The 19,847-nt window shown below is 73.3% G+C and carries 19 protein-coding genes; 6 read left to right on the top strand and 13 right to left on the bottom strand.

All coding sequences use genetic code 11. The annotated features are described in order from the left end of the window. Window positions 1–10 precede the first annotated feature (10 nt). Entirely contained in the window at window positions 11–1,261 is a 1,251-nt protein-coding gene (locus tag ACH5AO_RS21795) for an exo-beta-N-acetylmuramidase NamZ domain-containing protein (protein ID WP_398927053.1), read from the top strand. A gap of 358 nt (window positions 1,262–1,619) precedes the next feature. Continuing rightward, window positions 1,620–2,222, top strand: coding sequence for a hypothetical protein (locus tag ACH5AO_RS21790; protein WP_398927051.1), 603 nt, complete (start codon window positions 1,620–1,622; stop codon window positions 2,220–2,222). 277 nt (window positions 2,223–2,499) lie between these two features. Here the strand turns inward: ACH5AO_RS21790 and soxR are convergent, their stop codons facing one another. Continuing rightward, a complete protein-coding gene (gene soxR, locus ACH5AO_RS21785; RefSeq protein WP_398927049.1) occupies window positions 2,500–2,964 on the bottom strand; it encodes a redox-sensitive transcriptional activator SoxR in 465 nt (154 codons plus the stop codon). Between the two features lie 128 nt (window positions 2,965–3,092). On the opposite strand from soxR, the gene ACH5AO_RS21780 reads away from it, so the two are divergent. Next, a complete protein-coding gene (locus ACH5AO_RS21780) occupies window positions 3,093–3,554 on the top strand; it encodes a MaoC family dehydratase (RefSeq protein ID WP_398927047.1) in 462 nt (153 codons plus the stop codon). On the opposite strand, the gene ACH5AO_RS21775 is transcribed toward ACH5AO_RS21780, so the two are convergent. From ACH5AO_RS21775 to ACH5AO_RS21765, 3 genes are all read right to left on the bottom strand, one after another. Beyond that, the gene (locus ACH5AO_RS21775; protein ID WP_398927045.1) at window positions 3,545–4,189 is read right to left on the bottom strand and encodes a TetR/AcrR family transcriptional regulator; all 645 of its coding nucleotides are present in this window, start codon (window positions 4,187–4,189) and stop codon (window positions 3,545–3,547) included. The two genes, ACH5AO_RS21780 and ACH5AO_RS21775, sit on opposite strands and share 10 nt — an antisense overlap. A 71-nt stretch (window positions 4,190–4,260) precedes the next feature. Continuing rightward, entirely contained in the window at window positions 4,261–4,548 is a 288-nt protein-coding gene (locus ACH5AO_RS21770; RefSeq protein ID WP_217130360.1) for a YiaA/YiaB family inner membrane protein, read from the bottom strand. 60 nt (window positions 4,549–4,608) lie between these two features. Next, window positions 4,609–5,760 (bottom strand): acyl-CoA dehydrogenase family protein, encoded by a 1,152-nt coding sequence (locus tag ACH5AO_RS21765; protein WP_398927043.1) that lies wholly within the window; start codon window positions 5,758–5,760, stop codon window positions 4,609–4,611. 104 nt (window positions 5,761–5,864) lie between these two features. Here ACH5AO_RS21765 and ACH5AO_RS21760 point away from each other — a divergent pair, with 104 nt between their 5' ends. From ACH5AO_RS21760 to ACH5AO_RS21750, 3 genes are all read left to right on the top strand, one after another. Further along, window positions 5,865–6,506 (top strand): TetR/AcrR family transcriptional regulator, encoded by a 642-nt coding sequence (locus ACH5AO_RS21760; protein ID WP_398927041.1) that lies wholly within the window; start codon window positions 5,865–5,867, stop codon window positions 6,504–6,506. A gap of 366 nt (window positions 6,507–6,872) precedes the next feature. Further along, window positions 6,873–7,760 carry a septum formation family protein gene (locus tag ACH5AO_RS21755; protein WP_398927039.1) on the top strand — a complete coding sequence of 296 codons (888 nt, stop codon included), beginning with the start codon at window positions 6,873–6,875 and terminating at the stop codon, window positions 7,758–7,760. Between the two features lie 86 nt (window positions 7,761–7,846). Continuing rightward, complete coding sequence (locus tag ACH5AO_RS21750; protein ID WP_398927037.1) at window positions 7,847–8,557, top strand: ArsR/SmtB family transcription factor; 711 nt, start codon at window positions 7,847–7,849, stop codon at window positions 8,555–8,557. A gap of 368 nt (window positions 8,558–8,925) precedes the next feature. Here the strand turns inward: ACH5AO_RS21750 and ACH5AO_RS21745 are convergent, their stop codons facing one another. From ACH5AO_RS21745 to ACH5AO_RS21705, 9 genes are all read right to left on the bottom strand, one after another. Continuing rightward, window positions 8,926–10,011: a Zn-dependent alcohol dehydrogenase gene (locus ACH5AO_RS21745; RefSeq protein WP_398927035.1), complete on the bottom strand. Its 1,086-nt coding sequence runs from the start codon at window positions 10,009–10,011 to the stop codon at window positions 8,926–8,928. A 16-nt stretch (window positions 10,012–10,027) separates the two neighbouring features. Then, window positions 10,028–11,416, bottom strand: coding sequence for an aldehyde dehydrogenase family protein (locus tag ACH5AO_RS21740; protein ID WP_398927033.1), 1,389 nt, complete (start codon window positions 11,414–11,416; stop codon window positions 10,028–10,030). A 107-nt stretch (window positions 11,417–11,523) separates the two neighbouring features. Continuing rightward, window positions 11,524–12,861, bottom strand: a complete 1,338-nt coding sequence (locus ACH5AO_RS21735; RefSeq protein ID WP_398927031.1) for an ABC transporter ATP-binding protein — start codon at window positions 12,859–12,861, stop codon at window positions 11,524–11,526. Window positions 12,862–13,077: 216 nt separating this feature from the next. Then, on the bottom strand, window positions 13,078–13,275 hold the full coding sequence (locus ACH5AO_RS21730; protein ID WP_398927029.1) for a hypothetical protein: 198 nt from the start codon (window positions 13,273–13,275) through the stop codon (window positions 13,078–13,080). Between the two features lie 112 nt (window positions 13,276–13,387). After that, the gene (locus ACH5AO_RS21725; protein ID WP_398927027.1) at window positions 13,388–14,617 is read right to left on the bottom strand and encodes an MFS transporter; all 1,230 of its coding nucleotides are present in this window, start codon (window positions 14,615–14,617) and stop codon (window positions 13,388–13,390) included. 37 nt (window positions 14,618–14,654) lie between these two features. Then, window positions 14,655–16,064, bottom strand: coding sequence for a CitMHS family transporter (locus tag ACH5AO_RS21720; protein WP_398927025.1), 1,410 nt, complete (start codon window positions 16,062–16,064; stop codon window positions 14,655–14,657). A gap of 133 nt (window positions 16,065–16,197) precedes the next feature. Continuing rightward, window positions 16,198–18,462, bottom strand: a complete 2,265-nt coding sequence (locus ACH5AO_RS21715; RefSeq protein WP_398927023.1) for a molybdopterin oxidoreductase family protein — start codon at window positions 18,460–18,462, stop codon at window positions 16,198–16,200. A 92-nt stretch (window positions 18,463–18,554) separates the two neighbouring features. Further along, entirely contained in the window at window positions 18,555–19,172 is a 618-nt protein-coding gene (locus ACH5AO_RS21710) for a TetR family transcriptional regulator (protein ID WP_398927300.1), read from the bottom strand. After that, window positions 19,172–19,789, bottom strand: coding sequence for a hypothetical protein (locus ACH5AO_RS21705; RefSeq protein ID WP_398927021.1), 618 nt, complete (start codon window positions 19,787–19,789; stop codon window positions 19,172–19,174). The genes ACH5AO_RS21710 and ACH5AO_RS21705 overlap by 1 nt, the downstream gene beginning before the upstream one ends. Window positions 19,790–19,847 lie beyond the last annotated feature (58 nt).

Below are 19,847 nucleotides of genomic sequence, written 5' to 3'. Positions count from 1 at the left end.
AGGTCACCGCATGAAGCTGTCCAGACGGAGCCTGCTGGCCACCACCACGGCCGTGGCCGCGGCCGGTGCCGCGCCGGCGGCCGCCGCTTCCGGGCCCGCGCACGGGGGTGGCCGGAGGCTGCGCACCGGGTTCGAACGGCTCGCCGCGGACGGCTACGGGCTGCTCGACGGGCGGCGCGTGGGCGTGGTCACCAACCCGACGGGCGTCACCCGGGACGCGCGGCACATCGTCGACGTCATGCACGCCGACGACCGGGTGGACCTGGCCGCCGTCTTCGGCCCCGAGCACGGCTTCCGGGGCACCGCCCAGGCAGGCGGCTCGGAGGGCCGCCACGACGACCCGGCGACCGGCCTGCCGGTCTACGACACGTACCTGAAGAGCGGACAGGCGCTCGCCGACGTCTTCACCGCGTCCGGCGTGGACACGGTCGTCTTCGACATCCAGGACGTGGGCGCGCGGTTCTACACGTACATCTGGACGCTGTTCGACTGCATGGAGGCCGCCGCGCTCGCGGGCAAGGGGTTCGTCGTCCTGGACCGGCCGAACCCGGTGACCGGGCGGGCCGCGCTGGGTCCGGTGCTGCACGAGGAGTTCGCGACGTTCGTCGGGCGGCAGCCGGTCTCGCAGGCGCACGGGATGACGGTGGCGGAGCTGGCGCTGCTGTTCAACGGGGAGTTCCTGACGGCGCCGGTGCCGCTGGAGACCGTGCGGATGTCGGGCTGGCGGCGGTCGGACTTCTACGACGCCTCCGGGCTGCCGTGGGTGCCGCCGAGCCCGAACATGCCGACGCCCGAGACGGCGCTGGTGTACGCGGGGACGTGCCTGTTCGAGGGGACGAACCTGTCGGAGGGGCGCGGGACCACCCGGCCGTTCGAGCTGCTGGGGGCGGAGGGGATCGACGGGCGCTGGGCGGAGGAGGCGAACGCGCTGGGGCTCGCGGGCGTGCGCTTCCGGGAGGCGTACTTCGCGCCGGCGTTCTCCAAGTTCCAGGGGAGGACCGTCGGGGGTGTCCAGGTGCACGTGCACGACCGGGAGGCGTTCGACCCGGTGCGGACGGGGATCGGGCTGCTGATCACCGCCAAGCGGTCGTGGAGCGGTTTCGCCTGGCGCCCGGACCACTGGATCGACAAGCTCACCGGCTCCGCGCGCGTGCGCACCATGATCGACGCGGGTGCGGACACGGACGAGGTGGTGGCCGGCTGGCAGGAGGAGCTGGCGGGGTTCCGGAGGATGCGGCGGGGGTACCTGCTGTACCGCTGAGAGCGGGCGGTACGGGACGGCGGCGGGCGGGCGGCCCGCCGCCGTTTCGCGTCGGGTGTGCATATCGGCGGGGTCTTCAGGAACCCGTGGAAGCCGCCGGGAGTTCTCAGGCTGACGAGGAGGGGTTCTTCCCCCGAGGGGAGGGCACGGAGCGGGTTACCGCCGGTATCCCCGTGTACGACCACAACTGAAGCAGGGATCACGGGAGTTGCCCCGTGAGTCCCCGCGGCCGGCTGATGGGGGCCATCGAAAAAAGGATGGAGCCGATTCGCGTGTCGATACGTCTATTCGGCGACGTCCGTTCGACGACGCCGAAGTGACCGGATTACAGGTGCAGGTGTGACGGAGGTGCAGGACGATGGCCGGTTTCCGAAGTCTGGCGAGACAGGTCCGAGATCCGCGGTGCGATCTCGCGCTGCGGCGCTATTCGCTGCGCAAGTGCCTTGAGCGGTTCGCTCCCTACGGGCACAGGGCGACCTGGGACCATCTGTGCTCGCGGGCCGGGTTCGATCCCGAGGACCGCTCCGTCGACCCGGCGCGGCTCGTGGCCGCGCTGGACGAGCTGGAGGAGGCCCGGGCGGTCTGGCTGGGCTACGAGGTGGAGTTCGCCGAGCGCCGCAGGAAGGAGAAGCACGACGGATTGCGCAGGCCGGGCAGCGTGGACGACTGGCACCGGCTGACCTGGGGCGGTTTCGGTGTGGCCTGGTGCGACGACCCGCGGGTGCACCCGCGCGAGCCGCTGGCCGAGGTGCTGCGGCGGCTGATAGCCGCGCTGGAGCGGGAGCCGGGCACGGCCTGCCCCGTGTGCCGGGGGGAACGGCTCGTGTGGCGCTTCGACCTGGACCACGAGCCGTCGACGGGCCCGGTCTGCACGGACTGCGGGATCCTGGTGCCGCGTCCCGTGCTCACCTCCGGAGCCCTGGCGGAGGCCCGTAGGGCGAGGCTGCTGGTGTCGGCCTGAGAGGCAGGGAGCGAACGGAGCGAGGGGGTGCGCAGGGGATGCCGCACCCCCTGACTTCGGGGACGCGGGTCGCGTGGTCCGCCGGCCGGCGCCCGCGGGGCACCTCCCCCGCTCCCGGCTTCTCCCCCGCCCTCGGCCGCGCGCGGGCGGGAGGTACCCCACGAGCGGGCCCCATCGCCACCCCCGGCCGCGCCCGAACGAGGCTTCCATCGCCCTGGAGCACCTCCCAGGCCCTCGAGGCACCGGAGGAGGCACGGCTGCCCGCGGAGGCGGGGGCTCACCGTCTGCTCTTCTCCGGCAGGAGACGGGACCCCGTCAGCCGGTCGCCGAAGACGTCGTCCGGGTTGGACAGAACGCAGCTGTCCAGCGAGAGGCAGCCGCAGCCGATGCAGTCCGTGAGGTGGTCGCGCAGGCGGTTGAGCTGCTTGATGCGTTCGTCCAGCTCGGAGCGCCACGCCTCGGAGAGGTGCGCCCAGTCGTCCCGGGTGGGCGTGCGTTCCTCGGGCAGTTCGGCGAGCGCCTCGCGGATCGTGGCGAGCGGGATGCCGACGCGCTGGGCGGCGCGGATGAAGGCGACCCGCCGCAGGGTGTCACGGCTGTAGCGGCGCTGGTTGCCCGCGGTGCGGCGGCTGCTGATCAGGCCCTTGGACTCGTAGAAGTGCAGGGCCGAGACGGCGGCGCCGCTGCGCGCGGAGAGCTGGCCGACCGTGAGCTCGTGGATCTTCTCGGGAAGCTGGGGCACTCCTCGAACCCTACCCACCCGTCCGGCGGGGCCGTCGTTGACAGGGACCGCCCGGCACACCATGCTAAGCAGTTGCTTAGCATGCGCGCACGGATGCGCTGCGACTTCCTGACGCGAGAGGCCGGGACATGGCAGAGCCGAGGATCTTCACGTCCGTCGACGACCTGAAGGCGGCGGTGGGCGAGCAGCTGGGACACACCGACTGGCTGGAGGTCGACCAGAAGCGGATCGACCTGTTCGCCGAGGCCACCGGGGACCACCAGTGGATCCACGTCGACCCGGAGAAGGCCGCGGCGGGGCCGTTCGGGACGACCATCGCGCACGGCTACCTGACGCTGTCGCTGCTGCCGCTGTTCGGCCCGCAGCTGATCTCCGTCGAGGGCGTGAAGATGGGCGTCAACTACGGCACCAACAAGGTGCGCTTCCCCGCCCCGGTCCCGGTCGGCTCGCGGGTGCGCGCGACCGCGACGATCACCGCCGTCGACGAGGTGCCGGGCGGTGTCCAGGTGGCCACGGCGTTCACCGTGGAGCGCGAGGGCCGCGACAAGCCGGTGTGCGTGGCCGAGTCGGTGGCCCGGTACTACCTCTGAGCGGGGCCGGTCCCCCCGGCCCCGACCATCCTGAGCACGAGGTCGGCGTAGAGCGCGCCGACCTCCTCGGGGGTGCGGGGACCGTCGACGTTGAACCAGCGGGCCACGTCGATGCAGAGGGAGAGCACGGCGAGCGTGGTGCCCTGGACGTCGATGACGTCGAACTCGCCGGAGCGCACGCCCTCCTCGATGATCCCGCGCACCTCGGCGTCGACCTGCCGGCGCAGCCCGAGGATCTCGGCGCGGGCCTCGGGACCGAGGGAGTCGAGTTCGTACTGCACGACTCTGGCGGTGGTGCGGCCCCCCGCGTGCCAGCGGACGAAGGAGCTGACCGCTTCGGCGAGCCGCTCGCCGGGGCCGCCCTCGGCGCGGGCCGCCGTGCGCAGGATCTCGACGGCCTTCTCGTGGCCGATCCTGCTGATGCGGTGGAGCAGCTCTTCCTTGGTCTTGTAGTGGATGTAGAGCGCGGCCGGGCTCATCCCGGCGCGGCTCGCGATGTCGCGGGTGGTCGTGGCGTGGTAGCCGCGTTCCGCGAACGCCTCCACGGCGGCGAGCAGCAACCGCCGGGCCGCGTCGGGCGTGACCTCACCCCACGGTTGCGCCTCGGCGCCGGCCGTCTCCTCCGCCGTACTCATCGCTCACCTCATTCACTGGCAGGAGTAACACCATACCGGCAAGGGTGAGCGCTCGCTTAGCGCGTCCGTCGTCACAGCTTCTGCAGCGGGTCGTGCTCGGCGAGCAGCTTCTCCAGGCGGGCCTGGTCGACCCGGTTGACGATCTGCCCGGCCTCCTGGCGGTCGCGGATGACCTTGGCCAGGGTGAAGGCGGAGGTGACGAGATACAGGACCGCGATACCCAGGAAGGCGCGGACCCAGGCGTCGGTGTCGAGGTTGAAGATGCCGACCGCGGTGGCTCCCATGGCCACTCCGAAGGACGCGACGGCCTGGCCGTAGAAGGCGGCCGTGCTCTGCTGCTTGACCGGTGTGTCGCTCATGGGGAAAAGGATCGGCGGATGTGGCCGCGGCCACATCCGCTCAGCTACTCAGGCATGTACTCAGAAGGCCGAGACCCCGGTCAGGGCGCGGCCGATGACCAGTTTCTGGATCTGGCTGGTGCCCTCGTAGAGGGTCATCACGCGGGCGTCGCGCAGGAGCTTTCCGGCCGGGTACTCGTCGATGTAGCCGTAGCCGCCGAAGACCTGCAGGGCGTTGTTGGCGGCGCGGACGGCCGCCTCCGAGGCGAAGAGCTTGGCCTTGGAGGACTCGACGGCGAAGGACCGGCCCCGGTCGATCAGGTCGGCCACCCGCCAGGTCAGCAGCCGGGCCGCGTCGACGTCCACGGCGATGTCGCTGATCAGCTCCTGGACGAGCTGGTGACGGGCGATGGGCTTGCCGAACTGCTCCCGCTCCCCCGCGTACCGCACGGCCGCGTCCAGGGCGGCCTGCGCTATGCCGACGCAGCCGGCCGCGACCGACATGCGGCCCTTGGCGAGGGCGGACATGGCGACCGAGAAGCCCTTGCCCTCCTCGCCCAGCATCGCGGAGGCGGGCACGCGCACGTCCTCGAGGACCAGTTCGGCGGTGGCCTGGCCGCGCAGGCCGAGCTTGCCGTGGACGGGGCGGCGGGTCAGGCCGGGGGTGTCGGTGGGGACGAGGAAGGCGGAGACGCCCTTGTGGCCGGGGGTGTCGGTGGAGCGGGCGAAGAGCAGGACGACGTCGGCCCAGGTGCCGTTGGTGATGAACATCTTGGTGCCGTTGACGACATAGTCGTCGCCGTCGCGGACCGCGCGGGTGGTGAGGTTGCCGGCGTCGGAGCCGGTGCCCGGCTCGGTGAGGCCGAAGCAGCCGACGTACTCCCCGGAGGTCAGGCCCGGCAGCCAGGCACGCTTCTGCTCCTCGCTCCCCCAGGCGGCGATCGTCTTGGCGACCAGACCGAGGGAGACGGAGACGATGCCGCGCACGGAGGAGTCGCCGCGGCCCAGTTCCTCGGTGACCAGGCAGTACGCGAGGTGGTCGCCGCCGCTGCCGCCGTACTCCTCGTCGATCGTCAGCCCCAGGAAGCCGACCTCGCCGAGCTTCTTCACGATGCCGCGGTCGACCTCCTCGGCGCGGTCCCAAGCGGTGGCGTGGGGCACGACCTCGCGCTCCACGAAGTCCCGGGCGAGCCGGCGGACGGCCTCCTGCTCCTCGCTGAGCTCCAGGTTCATACCGAGTCACCCCATGTGAGATCCGCTTGCCGCGCACGTCCGAAAGGCCGTGCGCATTTAAATTAGCACTGCTAGTTTCCTGTCGCGGTCCTACTATGTGCGCCATGGCCCGACCGCGCAAGCCCCTGCTCAGCACCGACCGGATCGTCGGCGCGGCCCGTGCGCTGGTGGACGCGGAGGGCCTCGCGGCCGTCTCCACGCGCCGGCTCGCCGCGGAACTGGGGGTGAGCGGACCCTCGCTCTACAACCACTTCCGCACCAAGGACGAGATCCTGGAGGCGGTGGCCGACTCGGTGAGCGCGCTGGTCGACCTGTCGATGTTCGAGGACGGCCGGGACTGGCGGACCGCGCTGCACGACTGGGCGGTCTCCTACCGGGCCGCGCTGCGCGACCACCCCAACATCGTCCCGGTCCTGGCCCGCGGTCCGGGCCGCCGCCCGGCGGCGCTGCGACTGGCCGACGCGGTCTACGGCGCGATGGTCGAGGCAGGCTGGCCGCCCGCGCAGGCCACCTCCATCGGCGCGCTGATGCGCTACTTCATCATGGGCTCCGCGCTCGGCTCCTTCGCGGGCGGCTTCGTGGACGACGCCGGCGCCTACGACCCCGCCGACTACCCGCACCTCGGGCAGGCCCATCTGCTCGCCGAGCAGCAGGAGAAGGTCGACGAGCGGGCCTTCGAGACGGGGCTCGCGGCACTGCTGGACGGGCTGACGCTGCAGTACGAGCGGGTGCGGGCCGACGCCTAGGAGGGCGTGCCCGGCCGGCCGGGCGACCGCCTCGCGTCCAGGTCCCGGCGCCATGGAGACGGGCGGGGCGGTCCGGCGGGCACGGAGCGGGAACCGCCGCGGGCGCGCTCCCGCCCGCCGGCGACGGGTGTCGCGGCCGACCGCCTGGTCATCACCGGCGGGCAGCCTGGTCGTCACCGGCGGGCGGCCTGGCCGTCACCGGCGGACGGCCCGGTCTTCATCGGCGGGCGGCCCCGTACAACCCTCACGGTCCGTCGCACGTCAGAGACATCACGACGAGGTGAGGGCCTCCGCGCAGCCGGACCACGGGAATGACATACGATGCGCGCGACTCTCATAAAGATCACATAAGAGGATGTACACGTCATGGCGATCCGCGCCCCTCACCGTTCCCTTCGCGGCATATCCGCCGTCGTCGCCCTGCTCGCGATCGGCGCGGTGGGCTGCTCGGAGGTCTCCGACGCCGTCGACAGCGCCAAGGACGGCGCGAAGAAGGTGGCTCGCCAGCGCTCGGTGTTCTCGCTGGACATCGGCGACTGCTACAACCCGAACGGCAAGGCCGAGGGGGAGGCGTACTCCGTCGAGATCGTGCCCTGCGACGAGGCGCACGAGGGTCAGGTCGTCGGTGAGTTCGCGATCGACGAGGGCACGGAGTACCCCGGCGACGACGAGATCTCGACGATCGCGGACGACCGCTGCCCGGTCGAGGCGCAGAAGTACGCCCCGGACACCTGGGCGCTCCCCAAGGGCGCCGCCCTCTTCTACTACACCCCGACCAAGGAAAGCTGGGCGACCGGCGACCGCGCGGTGAGCTGCACCTACACCGCGGAAGGGGGCAAGCTCAACGGCTCGCTGGACACCGCGAAGTCCCTCGAGCCCGAGCAGGTCACGTACCTCACGGGTTCGAACGCGGTCTACGAGGCCCTGTGGGCGAACCAGCCCGAGAAGGACACCGTCGAGGACGACCTGGCCGGCTACAAGGCGCAGGCCAAGGCCGTCGCGGCCGCCCTCGACACCCACGTCGAGGGCCTGGGCGACATCAAGGGCACCGAGGTCGGCAAGCTCCGCGCGGCCCTGACGAAGGCGGCCGGGAACTGGGAGAAGGCCGCGAACGCCGCCGACGCCGACGCGTTCTACCTCGCCTACGACCCGGCGTTCGACGGCATCGACCCGAACAAGTCGGTCGCCGCCCGCAAGGAACTGGGCCTGGCCACCACCGTCCCGGCCGACGAGGCCGAGGTCTGGGCGGGCTGACGCTCCGCGGACGCCGGCCGCCGCGCCCGGCGGGGGGTGCGGACGCTTCGGTGAGCGCCGAAGCGTCCGTGCCGCATGCTGGGGGCATGACCACCAAGGACCCCCGGGCGGCCGGTCTCGCGCGGCTCGCCGCGCTGGCCGCCGACGAGACGCGGGCCGCGTGTCTGCTGGCGCTGCTGGACGGGCGGGCCTGGACGGCGGGCGAGCTGGCCCGGCACGCCGGTGTCGCCGCGTCCACGCTGAGCGAGCACCTGGGCAAACTGGTCGCGGGCGGGCTGCTGGCCGAGGAACGGCAGGGGCGGCACCGGTACGTGCGGCTGGCCGACGCGCGGGCCGCGCAGCTGGTGGAGGACCTGGCCGCGCAGGTGGCTCCGGATGCCGCCGAACGCCCGCGCACGCTGCGGCAGGCGGGCGCCGGGTCGGCCATGGCCCGCGGGCGGACCTGCTACGACCATCTCGCCGGACGGCTCGGCATCGCCGTCACGGACGCCTTCACCGCGCGGGGGCTGCTGCTCCAGGACACCGGGTTCGCGCTCACGGACGCGGGGCTGCGCTGGTTCGGCACGGCGGGCATCGGCCTGGACCGCCGCGGACGGCGGCCACTGGCCCGCGCCTGCCTGGACTGGACGGAACGCCGCCCCCACCTCGCCGGGGTGGCGGGCGCGGCCCTGTGCCGGCACGCCCTGGAGACGGGGTGGTGCGTGCGCATCGGCTCCGGGCGGGCGGTGAAGGTGACGGAGGCGGGCGAACGCGCGCTGTCCGAGCTGCTGGGGATACCGGCGCGGGCCCTCCACTGACCGGCACCGGCAGGTCCCGCCGGAAGACCGCGGGCTTCCCGTCCCCGTGCCTCCCCCTGGCGCCGGGGCGTCGGCGGAGGGTTCCCGTGCCCCGCGGGCGTGCCGGCGTCCCGGTCGGTACGGCACGGCGGGGTACGGCGGCACGGCACGGCCAGCGGGACACCGGCACGGTCGAGGCCTCGGCTTCCAGGGGCGGTGCCGGTTCCGTACGCCGGACGGTCCGGGGCCGCGCGACGGGCGGCCCGGAGCCGTACGCCGGGCCGCCCGCAACCTCACGGCAAACGGCCCGGAGGCCGTGCGCCGGGCCGTGCCGCCGGTCCGGGAGAGTGACAGGTCCGCGGCACGGCCGGAAGCGCGGCGGGCGTGCTCTAGAAGACCACCAGGGCCCGTCCGCCCTTGCCGGCCTGCATGTTGTCGAAGGCGGCCGGGATGCCGTCCAGGGCGATGTGTTCGGTGACCAGGGCTGCGAGGTCGAGGCGGCCGGTCCGGATGTGCTCGGCGAGGACCGGCAGGTCGCGGGCCGGGTCGGAGTTGCCGTAGACGCAGCCGGAGAGGGTGCGGCCCCAGTGGAAGATCTCCAGGGCGTTGAAGGTGACCTGCTGGTCCTTGCCGCCGATGCCGACGACCGTGGTGCGTCCGCCGCGCCGGGTGGACTCCCAGGCCGTGCGGATGGTGACCGCACGGCCGACGCACTCCACCGCCACGTCCACGCCCTCCTTCCCGGTGAGGGCGCGGATCTGCCGGGGAGTGGTGTCGGAGGCGACGAGGTAGTCGGTGGCGCCCGCGGACCGCGCGAGCCCCTCCTTCTCCGGGGAGACGTCGACCGCGACGATCGTGGACGCGCCCGCGATCCGGGCCGCCTGGAGGGCGGCGAGGCCCACTCCCCCGACGCCGAACACCGCGACGGTCTCCCCCGGGCGCACCCGCGCGGAGTGGTGGACGGCGCCGTAGCCGGTGAGCACCGCGCAGCCCAGCAGGGCGGCGTCGGTGAGCGGGACCCCGTCCGGGGCGGGCAGCACGCAGGAGACGGGCACCACCGTCTCCTCGGCGAACGCGGCGACGTTCAGCCCCGGGTACAGGTCGGTGCCGTCGTCGGCGCGGCGGGCGTGCACCTCGGCGGCGCCGGCCAGGGCGTCCGCGCACAGCCAGACCTCGCCGCGCGCGCAGGCGGGGCAGGTGCCGCAGGAGGGCGCCCAGTTGAGGACCACGCCGTCACCGGGGGCGACCCGGGTGACGCCCTCGCCGACGGCGACGACCGTGCCGGCGCCCTCGTGGCCGAGGACGGCCGGGACGGGCAGGCGCATGGTGCCGTCGGACAGGGACAGGTCGGAGTGACAGACCCCGGCGGCGGCGAGCCGGACACGGACCCGGCCGGGGCCGGGTTCGGGCAGCTCGATCCCGGTGATCTCCAGCGGGGCACCGACGGCGGGCAGAACGGCGGCTCGTACGGCCATGGCGGATTCGACTCCCCTAGAACTGGAGGGACTTGGTCTGGAGGTACTCGGTCAGGCCGTGCGTGCCGAGTTCGCGGCCCACACCGGACTGCTTGTAACCGCCGAACGGGGCCAGCGGGTTGAAGCGGCCGCCGTTGATGTCGACCTGGCCGGTCTCCATGCGGCGGGCGAAGGCCACCGCCTCCGCCTCGTCACCGGCCCAGACCGCGCCGGCCAGGCCGTAGACGGTGCCGTTGGCGATGCGCAGGGCGTCGTCCTCGTCGTCGTAGCGCAGGATCGACAGGACGGGGCCGAAGATCTCCTCCTGGGCGATGGTCATCTCCGGGGTGACGTCGGCGAAGACCGTGGGGCTGACGTGGTAGCCCTTCTCGTGCGGGGAGTCGGGGCCGCCCGCGACCAGCCGGGCGCCCTCGGCGACACCCTTCTCGATGTACCCGCGTACGCGTTCCCGCTGCGCGGCGTTGACGAGCGGACCGATGCGGTCGCCGTACTTGGCGGCGGCAGCGGCGGCGAGTTCCACGGCCTCCTCGTACCGGTCGCGGTGGACCAGCATGCGGGTCCAGGCGCTGCACGTCTGGCCGGAGTTGGACATGACGTTGGCGACGCCGACGTTGACCGCGCGGGCCAGGTCGGCGCTGGGCAGGATGACGTTGGCGGACTTGCCGCCGAGTTCCAGGGCTACCTTCTTCACCATGCCCGAGGCGATCGCGCCGATGCGGCGGCCGACGGCGGTGGAGCCGGTGAAGGAGACCAGGTCGACGCCCGGGTGCTCGGCGAGGGCCTGCCCGGCCACCGGGCCGCGACCGGTGACGAGGTTGAACACGCCCGCCGGGATCCCGGCCTCGTGCACGGCCTCGGCGAACAGCCGGGCGACCAGCGGGGTGTCCTCGGCGGGCTTGACCACGATGGTGCAGCCGGCCGCGAGGGCGGGCGCGGTCTTGGCGACGATCTGGTGGAGCGGGTAGTTCCAGGGGGTGATCGCGCCGACCACGCCGACGGGCTCGTGGAGGACCGTCGAGTTGCCCGTCCTCTCCTCGAAGGGGTACGTCGCCGCCAGCTCGGCGTACGAGCCGGCCACGGCGATCGGCACACCCGCGTGGACCGCCTGCGAGAGCTTGAGGGGCGAGCCGAGTTCGGCGGTCACCGTCCGGGCGATCTCGTCCTGCCGAGCCACGAGCGCGTCCCGCAGCGCGGCCAGCCGGGCCGCGCGCCCGGCTGGCGGGGTGGCGGCCCAGGCGGGGAGGGCGGCGCGGGCGGCGCGCACGGCGGCGTCGACGTCCTCCGCGGTGCCCGCGGGGACGGTGGCGATCACCTGTTCGTCGGCCGGGTTCACCACCTCGATCACGTCCGGGCCGGCGGCGGGGCGCCAGGCGCCGTCGATGTACATGCCGTCGTGTGCCTTCATCGCGCTTCCTCCGGGGCGGGGCGTCGGTGTCCGACCGCTCAGTTCGTGCGAGGGTCCCAAACTAGCGATGTTAGTTTTACCGCGCCAGAGGTCTCCGTGTCCCCGTCTCATTCCTCCAGGTCGGGCAGCCGTGCCGGGTTCGGACAGATCCGCTCGCCCTGCTGGTCGAAGACGAAGAGGTGGGCGAGGTCGACCAGGAGCGGTACCTGCATGCCGTACCGGAGGCGGATGTCGGGGGTGGTGCGGACGATGAGGTCGCCGGGGACACGCGGCTCCGTGGACGTGGAATCGGAGGCCTGGTCCGGTGGGTCGAGCGTCGCCACCGGGCCGGCGCGCAGCGCCCCGGCCCGTTCCCGCAGCCGGTGCAGGACCGTGCCCTCACGGCGGCGGCGCCGGGCCGGGCGCTCGGGCCGCGGGCGCGGGGCCTCCAGGTCGGGGACGACGGCGGGGCGGGAGCCGGTGTCGAAGTGCACGAGGACCTCGTGGCCCTGGAACTCCAGGTGCTCCACCAGGCCGGTGAGCGCCACCTCGCCGGTCCGCGCGGCGGACGGCTTGGCGATCCGTACGGCCTCCGAGCGCAGGCCCACGATGACCTCGCGGCCCTGCTGCACCCGCAGCAACTGGTGGTCCAGGGAGAGCGGTTCGGGCAGCCGCAGGAACTGCTTGCCCAGGCTGATGGTCATCGCCCCGTCGAGCGGGGCGCGCACCAGACCGCGCAGCAGGTTGATGCGCGGGGTGCCGACGAACGCGGCGACGAAGACGTTGCTCGGCAGCGCGTACACGGTGCGCGGGGTGCCGACCTGCTGGAGGACGCCGCCGCGCAGCACGGCGACGCGGTCGCCGAGCGACATGGCCTCGGACTGGTCGTGGGTGACGTAGACGGTGGTGACGCCCAGCTCCCGGGTGAGCCGGTAGATCTCGGCGCGCAGCCGGTTGCGGAGCTTGGCGTCGAGGTTGGACAGCGGCTCGTCCATCAGGAAGGCGGAGGGGTGGCGGGCGATGGCCCGGCCCATGGCGACGCGCTGACGTTCCCCGCCGGAGAGCTGGGCGGGGAAGCGGTCGAGGAGGTCCTCGATGCCGAGCATGCGGGCGGTGGCGTCCACGCGCGGCGCCGGATCGGCGCCGGGGGACTCGATGCGCAGCGGGAAGCCGATGTTGTCGCGGCTGGTCATGCTCGGGTACAGGGCGAAGTTCTGGAACACCATCGCCATGTCCCGGTCGGAGGGCGGCAGTTCGTTGCCGTACTCGCCGTCGAGGAACAGCCGGCCCTCGTCGATCTCCTCCAGTCCGGCGATCATCCGGAGCACGGTGGACTTGCCGCAGCCGGAGGGGCCGAGCAGGACGAGGAACTCGCCGGGCGCGATGTCCAGCGACAGCCGGTCCACCACGCGGGCGTCTCGCGTGTATGCCTTGCTCACGTCGTGCAGGGAGATGGCGCGTGTCATGAAAGTGCCCCCGGGGGCGGATCAGGGCGCTGGCGCTCCGCGTTCGGAACGCCCCGCACGGGTCGCACGGGGCGTATGGGTCACGGAAGCTAACGGAAAGTAGCAGCCGGGGGAAGATGCCGGGCGGGATCGGGGCGCTCCGGTCCAGCAGGTGAGAAAGCGGACGTCCGGATTCAGCCGACGTCCTGGTCCCCTCGGGGTGGCCGGCGTTCCGCGTCAGTCGTCTCCGCCGCTCCCGTCGTCGCCGCTTCCCGAGCGGCCGCTCGAACGGCTCGACCGGAGCGGTTCGCCCGCCGCCAGGATCGCCCTCGCCACTCCGCGGACCCAGCGCGGACCGCCCCGGACCGCCCGGACGACGCAGACGCATCCTCCGACGACGAGTACGAGGACAACGGACAGGACGAGCAGAAACATGTGAACCCCCCTCTGTGTGTGCACGGCACATGTGCGCACGGGCCCGCCTCTCGGTGGGCGGCATGTGCGATCGCGCCATCCTGCCAGTGCGGACGCGCCCGCCGGGCACCGGCTAGCGAGCCGTACGGCGCCGGGGGCGGGCGCCGGTGACCTTCCGGGGGGACGGCGGGTCCTCCGCCGGCCGGGACGGGCTGCGCAGGGCGACGCCCGAAGCCAGGAACAGCAGGGCGCCGAGCATCACGAACGGTGCCGCCACGCCCGCGACCCCCGCGATCAGGCCCGCCGCCGCGGGGGCGGCGACCTGGCCCAGGCGGTTGCCGGTGAGGCGCAGGGCGAGGGCGGTGGAGCGGGCGTCGGCGGGGGCGGCCTGGACGACCGTCGTCATGGACAGCGGCTGCCCGACGCCCAGGCAGAAGCCGAGGACGGCCAGGACCAGGGCCAGCGCCCAGACCGGCAGCGGCAGCGCGAGGCCCGCGCACAGCAGTGCCGCCAGCAGGCAGGTCACCGTCAGCAGTACCGTGCGGCCGAGCAGGCGCAGCAGCGGGGTGAGGACCAGCCGGCAGGCGATGGTGGCCGCCGCGCGGAGGCTGAGCAGCAGGCCGATGACGGCCGGGTCGATGCCCCGGTGCTCGCCGACCACCGGGAGGTAGGCGGTGAGGATGTCGGTCGCGGACAGCACGGCCAGGCTGATGAGGATGCCCGCGGGGACGCCCCGGGCGCGCAGGATGCCCCCCACCGGCACCCGTGTGCCCTGTCCCGTACGGGGTTTCGGGGCCCCGGGCCGTTCTATGCGCCACAGCGAGGTGAGCGCGACGGCGCCGCCCGCGCCCGCCGCCAGCAGGGCGAGCGCGCTGGTCCGGGCCATGTCCGCGCCGATCAGCGCGCCCGCCGCGATGGGGCCGACCAGCTGGCCGAGCGAGGCGCCGATGGTGAAGTGGCCGAAGTTGCGGTCCTGTTCGTGCGGCGCGGACTGGCGGGCCACGAGGGACTGCGCGCCGATGACGAAGCAGAGGTGGCCGAGGCCCATCACCCCGCTCCACAGGGCCATCGTCCCCAGCGAGCCGGCGAGGCCGCTCAGCGCGCAGCCGCCGGAGATGAGCACCACGCCGGCCGGCAGCAGGGGCGCGCAGCGGCCGTGGTCGGTGCGCCGGCCGAGCGGTACGGCGGCGAACAGCGGCAGCAGCGCGTACACGCCCGCGATCACACCGACCGCCCGCTCGTCCGCGCCCAGCGCGAGCGCCCGGTAGGAGACGGCGGGCCGGGCCATCGACACCGCCCCCTGCGCGAAGCCGAAGGCGATGACGAGGCGGAGCAGCCAGCCGCGGTTCCCGCCGGGCGTCATGATCGGGTCCTTCCTGACGGTGGTCCGGGTGTCCGGCTCAGATGATGCCGAACAGGATTCCGGCCGCGAGGATCAGCAGGCAGATCAGGGCCGCCCACTTCACCACGAACCGGGTGTGGTCGCCGAACTCGACCTTGGCCATGCCGACCAGGACGTACACGGCGGGGACGAGCGGGCTGGACATGTGCAGCGGCTGGCCGACGAGGGAGGCGCGGGCCATCTCCAGCGGGGAGACGCCGTGCGCGGCGCCGGCTTCGGCGAGGACGGGCAGGACGCCGAAGTAGAAGCCGTCGTTGGACATGAAGTAGGTGAGGGGCAGGCTGAGCACACCGGTGACCAGGGCCATGTGCGGGCCCATGCCCTCGGGGATGACGTCCACCATCCACTCGGCCATGTGGTCGACCATGCCGGTGCCCTGGAGGACGCCGGTGAAGACGGCGGCGGCGAAGACCATGCCGGAGACGTTGAGGACGTTGTCGGCGTGGGCCGCGAGCCGGGCCTTCTGGTCGGGGATGTGCGGGAAGTTGACGGAGAGCGCGAGGGCGGCGCCGAGCAGGAACAGCACCGGGATCGGCAGCAGCTCCATGATCATGGAGGTGAGCAGGGCGACCGTGAGCAGCGCGTTGAACCAGTACAGCCTGGGGCGCAGGGTGGGGCGGTTCGGGTCGAGGCCCTGGAAGTCGTCGTCGTCCTCGTCGTCGGCGTCCGTACCGGCACCGGAGCCGCCGACCGGCCGGGCGTCCTTGCCGGAGCCGCCGGCGGAACCCGCGCCGACCAGCACGGTCTCCGTCTCCTCGGCGTTCTCCTTCACCAGCGCCTCGTCCAGCGTCAGCACGCCCAGCCGCCTGCGCTCGCGCAGACCGAGCACGTAGGCGAGGACGACGACGCCCAGCAGGCCGACCAGCAGGGCGGGGATCATCGGGACGAAGATGTCGCCGGCGTCGAGCTTGAGCGCGGTCGCCGCGCGGGCCGTGGGACCGCCCCAGGGAAGGGTGTTCATCACGCCGTTGGCCATGGCGGCGACGCCGGTCATCACGACCAGGCTCATCTTCAGGCGCTTGTACAGCGGATACATCGCCGAGACGGTGATCATGAAGGTGGTGGAGCCGTCGCCGTCCAGGGACACGATCGCGGCGAGCAGCGCGGTGCCGACGACGATCCGCATCGGGTCCGCCTTGCAGAAGCGGAGGATGCCGCGGACGATCGGGTCGAAGAGCCCGACGTCGATCATCACGCCGAAGTAGACGATCGCGAACATGAGCATCGCCGCGGTGGGCGCGAGGCTGGACACGCCGTCGATGACGTAGTCACCGAGGTGGGCGCCCTTGCCGACGAACACGCAGAACAGCGCGGGGATCAGCACGAGCGCCGCGATCGGCGACATCTTCTTCAGCATGATCAGGACCAGGAAGGTCGCGATCATGACGAAGCCGAGGATGGTCAGCATGAGTGGACACCTAACGTTCGCCCTTGAACTCCCACCAGGGCCGGCGGTGCGTCGACGTTAGGTTCCGTAAAGCGGCGTTAACAAGACGTTGACCTGCGAGCAATAAGCGCAAAACCCCAGGTCACAGCTTTGCTCAGGTCAGGGCATGGAACGTTTCGGTCACGGCGGCGTCCAGCGGGGCCACCTCGACGGGGATGCCGTTGAGGACGGCGTTGCCCGACAGCGGGTCGAGGAGGCTGCCGTCGAGGAGCTGGTTGACGTTGGCGCCGGGGTCGGTGGCGGCGTGCCGCGTGCGGGTGCCGGGCCGGTCGTGTCCCCAGCCGTGCGGCAGGCTCACCACCCCCTGGCGTACGGCGTCGGTGACCTCGGCGGGGGCGGTCACCTCTCCCCCGGCGCCCTTGATCCGCACCGGCTGTCCGTCCCGTACGCCGAGGCGTGCGGCGTCCTCGGGGTGGAGGTGCAGGGTGCAGCGGTTGGAGCCGCCGGTGAGGGCGGGCACGTTGTGCATCCAGCTGTTGTTGGAGCGCAGGTGGCGGCGGCCGACGAGGACGAGTCCGGCGGGGCGTTCGCCGAGGGCGGCGCGCAGCCGGGGGAGGTCGGCGGCGATCGGTTCCGGGAGCAGTTCCACCGTGCCGCTGCGGGTCTTCAGCGGCTGGGGCAGCCGCGGGCGCAGGGGGCCGAGGTCGATGCCGTGCGGGTGGGCGAGCAGCTTCTCCAGGGTGAGCCCGTCGGGGTCGGCGCCGAAGCCGTCGCCGTACGGGCCGAGGCGCAGCATCATGTCGAGGCGCCGTTCGGGGCCGTTCTCGCCGGTGAGCAGGGCGGCGAGCTCCTTCGGGTCGCGGCCGTGGACCGGGGAGTGCGGCTCCCGGACCGCCTTGGCGAGGGTCTGGTCGATCACCATGGCGTCGACGGCGCCGGGGTCGGCGCCGTGCGTGCCGGTCGCGGCGAGGATCAGCCGGGCCAGGATCTCGGTCTCGGCCATCCGGCCGGGCTCCAGGGGGACGGCGGGGCGGGTGTAGCGGACCTGGTTGCGCACGGCGAGGGTGTTGAAGGCGAAGTCGTGGTGCGGGCTCTGCGCGGGCGGGGGCGGGGGCAGGACGACATCGGCGTGGCGTGAGGTCTCGTTGAGGTACGGGTCGACGCTGACCATGAAGTCGAGCGAGCCGAGCGCCTTGTCGAGCCGGTCGCCGTCCGGGGCGGAGAGCACCGGGTTGGCGGCGACGGCGACGAGGGCGCGGACCGGCTCGCCGTCGTCGGTGAGGGTGTCGATCTCCTCGGCGAGGGCGGACAGCGGCAGTTCGCCCTTGGCCTCGGGGTGCCGGCTCACCCGGGAGTGCCAGCGTCCGAGGGCGAAGCCGCGGCCGGGTCCGGCGGGGCGCGGGGTCCTGTCGGTGGCGGCCTGCGGGAAGAGGGCGCCGCCGGGCCGGTCGAGGTTGCCGGTGAGGATGTTGAGGACGTCGACGAGCCAGCTGGCGAGGGTGCCGTGCGGGACGGTGCAGCTGCCGATGCGGGCGTAGACGGCGGCGGTGGGGGCGGCGGCGAGTTCCCGGGCGAGGGTGCGCAGGGTGGCGGCGTCGACGTCGCAGGCGGGGGCGACGGCTTCGGGGGTGAAGTCACGCAGTGCCGCTTCGAGTTCGTCGAGTCCCGTCAGGTGGGGTGCCAGTTCCCCCGGGTCGGCCAGGCCCTCGTCGAACAGGGTGTGCGCCAGCGCCGCGAGCAGCAGCGCGTCGGTGCCGGGGCGGACGGCGAGGTGCCGGTCGGCGAGGCGGGCGGTGCGGGTGCGGCGCGGGTCGACGACGGTGAGGGTGCCGCCGCGGGCCTTGAGCGCCTTGAGCCGGCCGGGGAAGTCGGGGGCGGTGCACAGGCTGCCGTTGGACTCCAGGGGGTTGGCGCCGATCAGCAGCAGGTGGCCGGTGCGGTCGAGGTCGGGTACGGGGATGGCGTTCGCGTCGCCGAAGAGCAGTCCGCAGGCGACGTGCTTGGGCATCTGGTCGACCGTGGAGGCGGTGAACAGGCTGCGGGTGCCGAGCCCGGCGATGAGCACGGGCGGGTAGAGGGCGCCGGCCACGGTGTGGACGTTGGGGTTGCCCAGGACGATGCCGACGGCGTGCGGTCCGTACCGTTCGACGACGGGCCGTATCCCGGCGGCCACGGCGTCGAACGCCTCCGCCCAGGTGGCCTCGCGCAGTTCCCCGTCGACGCGGACGAGCGGGGCGCGCAGCCGGTCGGGGTCGGAGTCGACGGCCCCGAAGGCGGCGCCCTTGGGGCAGATGAAGCCCTTGCTGAACACGTCGTCGCGGTCGCCGCGGGCGCCGGTGACGCGGCCGTCGTCGATGGTGAGCGTCAGGCCGCAGGTGGCCTCGCACAGGGGGCAGATACGAAGGGCGGTGCGGGACACGGGTCCTCCCGGGTGCGGCGGCTGCGGTGGCGCGCGGACACGCCGAGCATACCGACCGGTATGCACGGTGGGGAGGGGGGCGCCGGGGCGGCTCAGTCCAGCGTCCGGGCCAGGTACGCCCGCAGCATCTCGCGCAGTTCGCCGATGACCTTCCCGTCCCCCTCGGGCGCCATCCGGAACGCCAGGTGGACGAGGGTGTCGGCGGTCTCGACCGCGATGAGGAAGGTGCGGCGCAGGTCGCCGTCGGCCTCGCGGCCGAGGTGGCCGGAGAGCAGGTCGGTGAGGCGGTCGGCGACGCGGTGGTTGGGTTCGGCGCGGCGGGCGCCGACGGGTATCTGGTTGCCGAAGTCGACGAGGGAGAAGCCGGGGGCGGTGCGCTTCATGTCGAGGTACTCGTCGAGCACGACGTCCATGGCGTGCCGCCAGCCCCGGTCACCGGTGGTCCCGAGGCGTTCGGTGACCCGTTCCGTGAAGCGTTCCAGGTTGCGCTGGGCCAGCGCGTCGGCCATCTGGCGCTTGTTGCCGAAGAAGCGGTAGACGGAGCCGATGGGCACGCCGGCGCGCTCGGCGACGGCACGGGTGCTGAGGTCGTCGTAGCCGGCCTCGTCGAGGAGTGCGGCGCAGGCGTCGAGGATCCTGGTCAGCCGTTCGGCGCTGCGCCGCTGCACCGGCGCCCGGCGGAGCGTTGTCGCGTGGGGCACGGGGCTCATCATGCCCGCTCGTCCCCGTCCGGTGAACCTCGCCCTCCGCCACGGTTCCGCCCGTCCGTTCCGCGCCCCTGCCCCGGGGACGCCGTGGCGGCCGGCCCGGCGCTCGGGCCGGGACCCGGTTCCCGGTCCGAGACCGTGATGTCGGCCGTGCTCTCCACGGGCTCGCCGTCCACGGCCCACACCGAGCCGTCGTCGGCGTACAGGCGGGCGGTGACGTGGTGCGTGCCGCGCGGGACGGAGTCGCCGGGGAGGTGGTACCCGGGGGTGCGCAGCAGGGCGACGCGGCGGCCGTTCAGTTCGAGGTGCGCCAGACCGCGGCCGGCGACCGCGCGCCCGCGGGTGCCGTCCGGTGAGAAGCGGAAGTTGCGCACGGTCAGCCGTACGTCCCAGCCGCCGTCGGTGTCGGGGGTGACCTCGACGCCGACGGCGGGCGCGTCCTCCCCGTCCACCTCGCGGTAGGGGCGGCCCTCCTCGTCCCGCTCGTCCAGGAGTTCACCGGCCGGCGAGGACGGCTTCCCGTCCTGCCCCCGGGCACCGCTCGGACCGCAGCCCACGGGTCCGGCCAGGAGTGCGGCACAGACCGCGAGCGCGGTGATCAGGCTCCGCGTCCACGACATGCCCGGGAGCGTAGAACACGGGTGCGAGCCCGCGGATCCCCCCGAAGTCGGGTTCCGC

The sequence above is a fragment of the Streptomyces sp. NPDC018964 genome (assembly GCF_044390325.1).
GTDB lineage: Bacteria > Actinomycetota > Actinomycetes > Streptomycetales > Streptomycetaceae > Streptomyces.
This window is presented reverse-complemented; position numbering and strand designations above follow the sequence as displayed.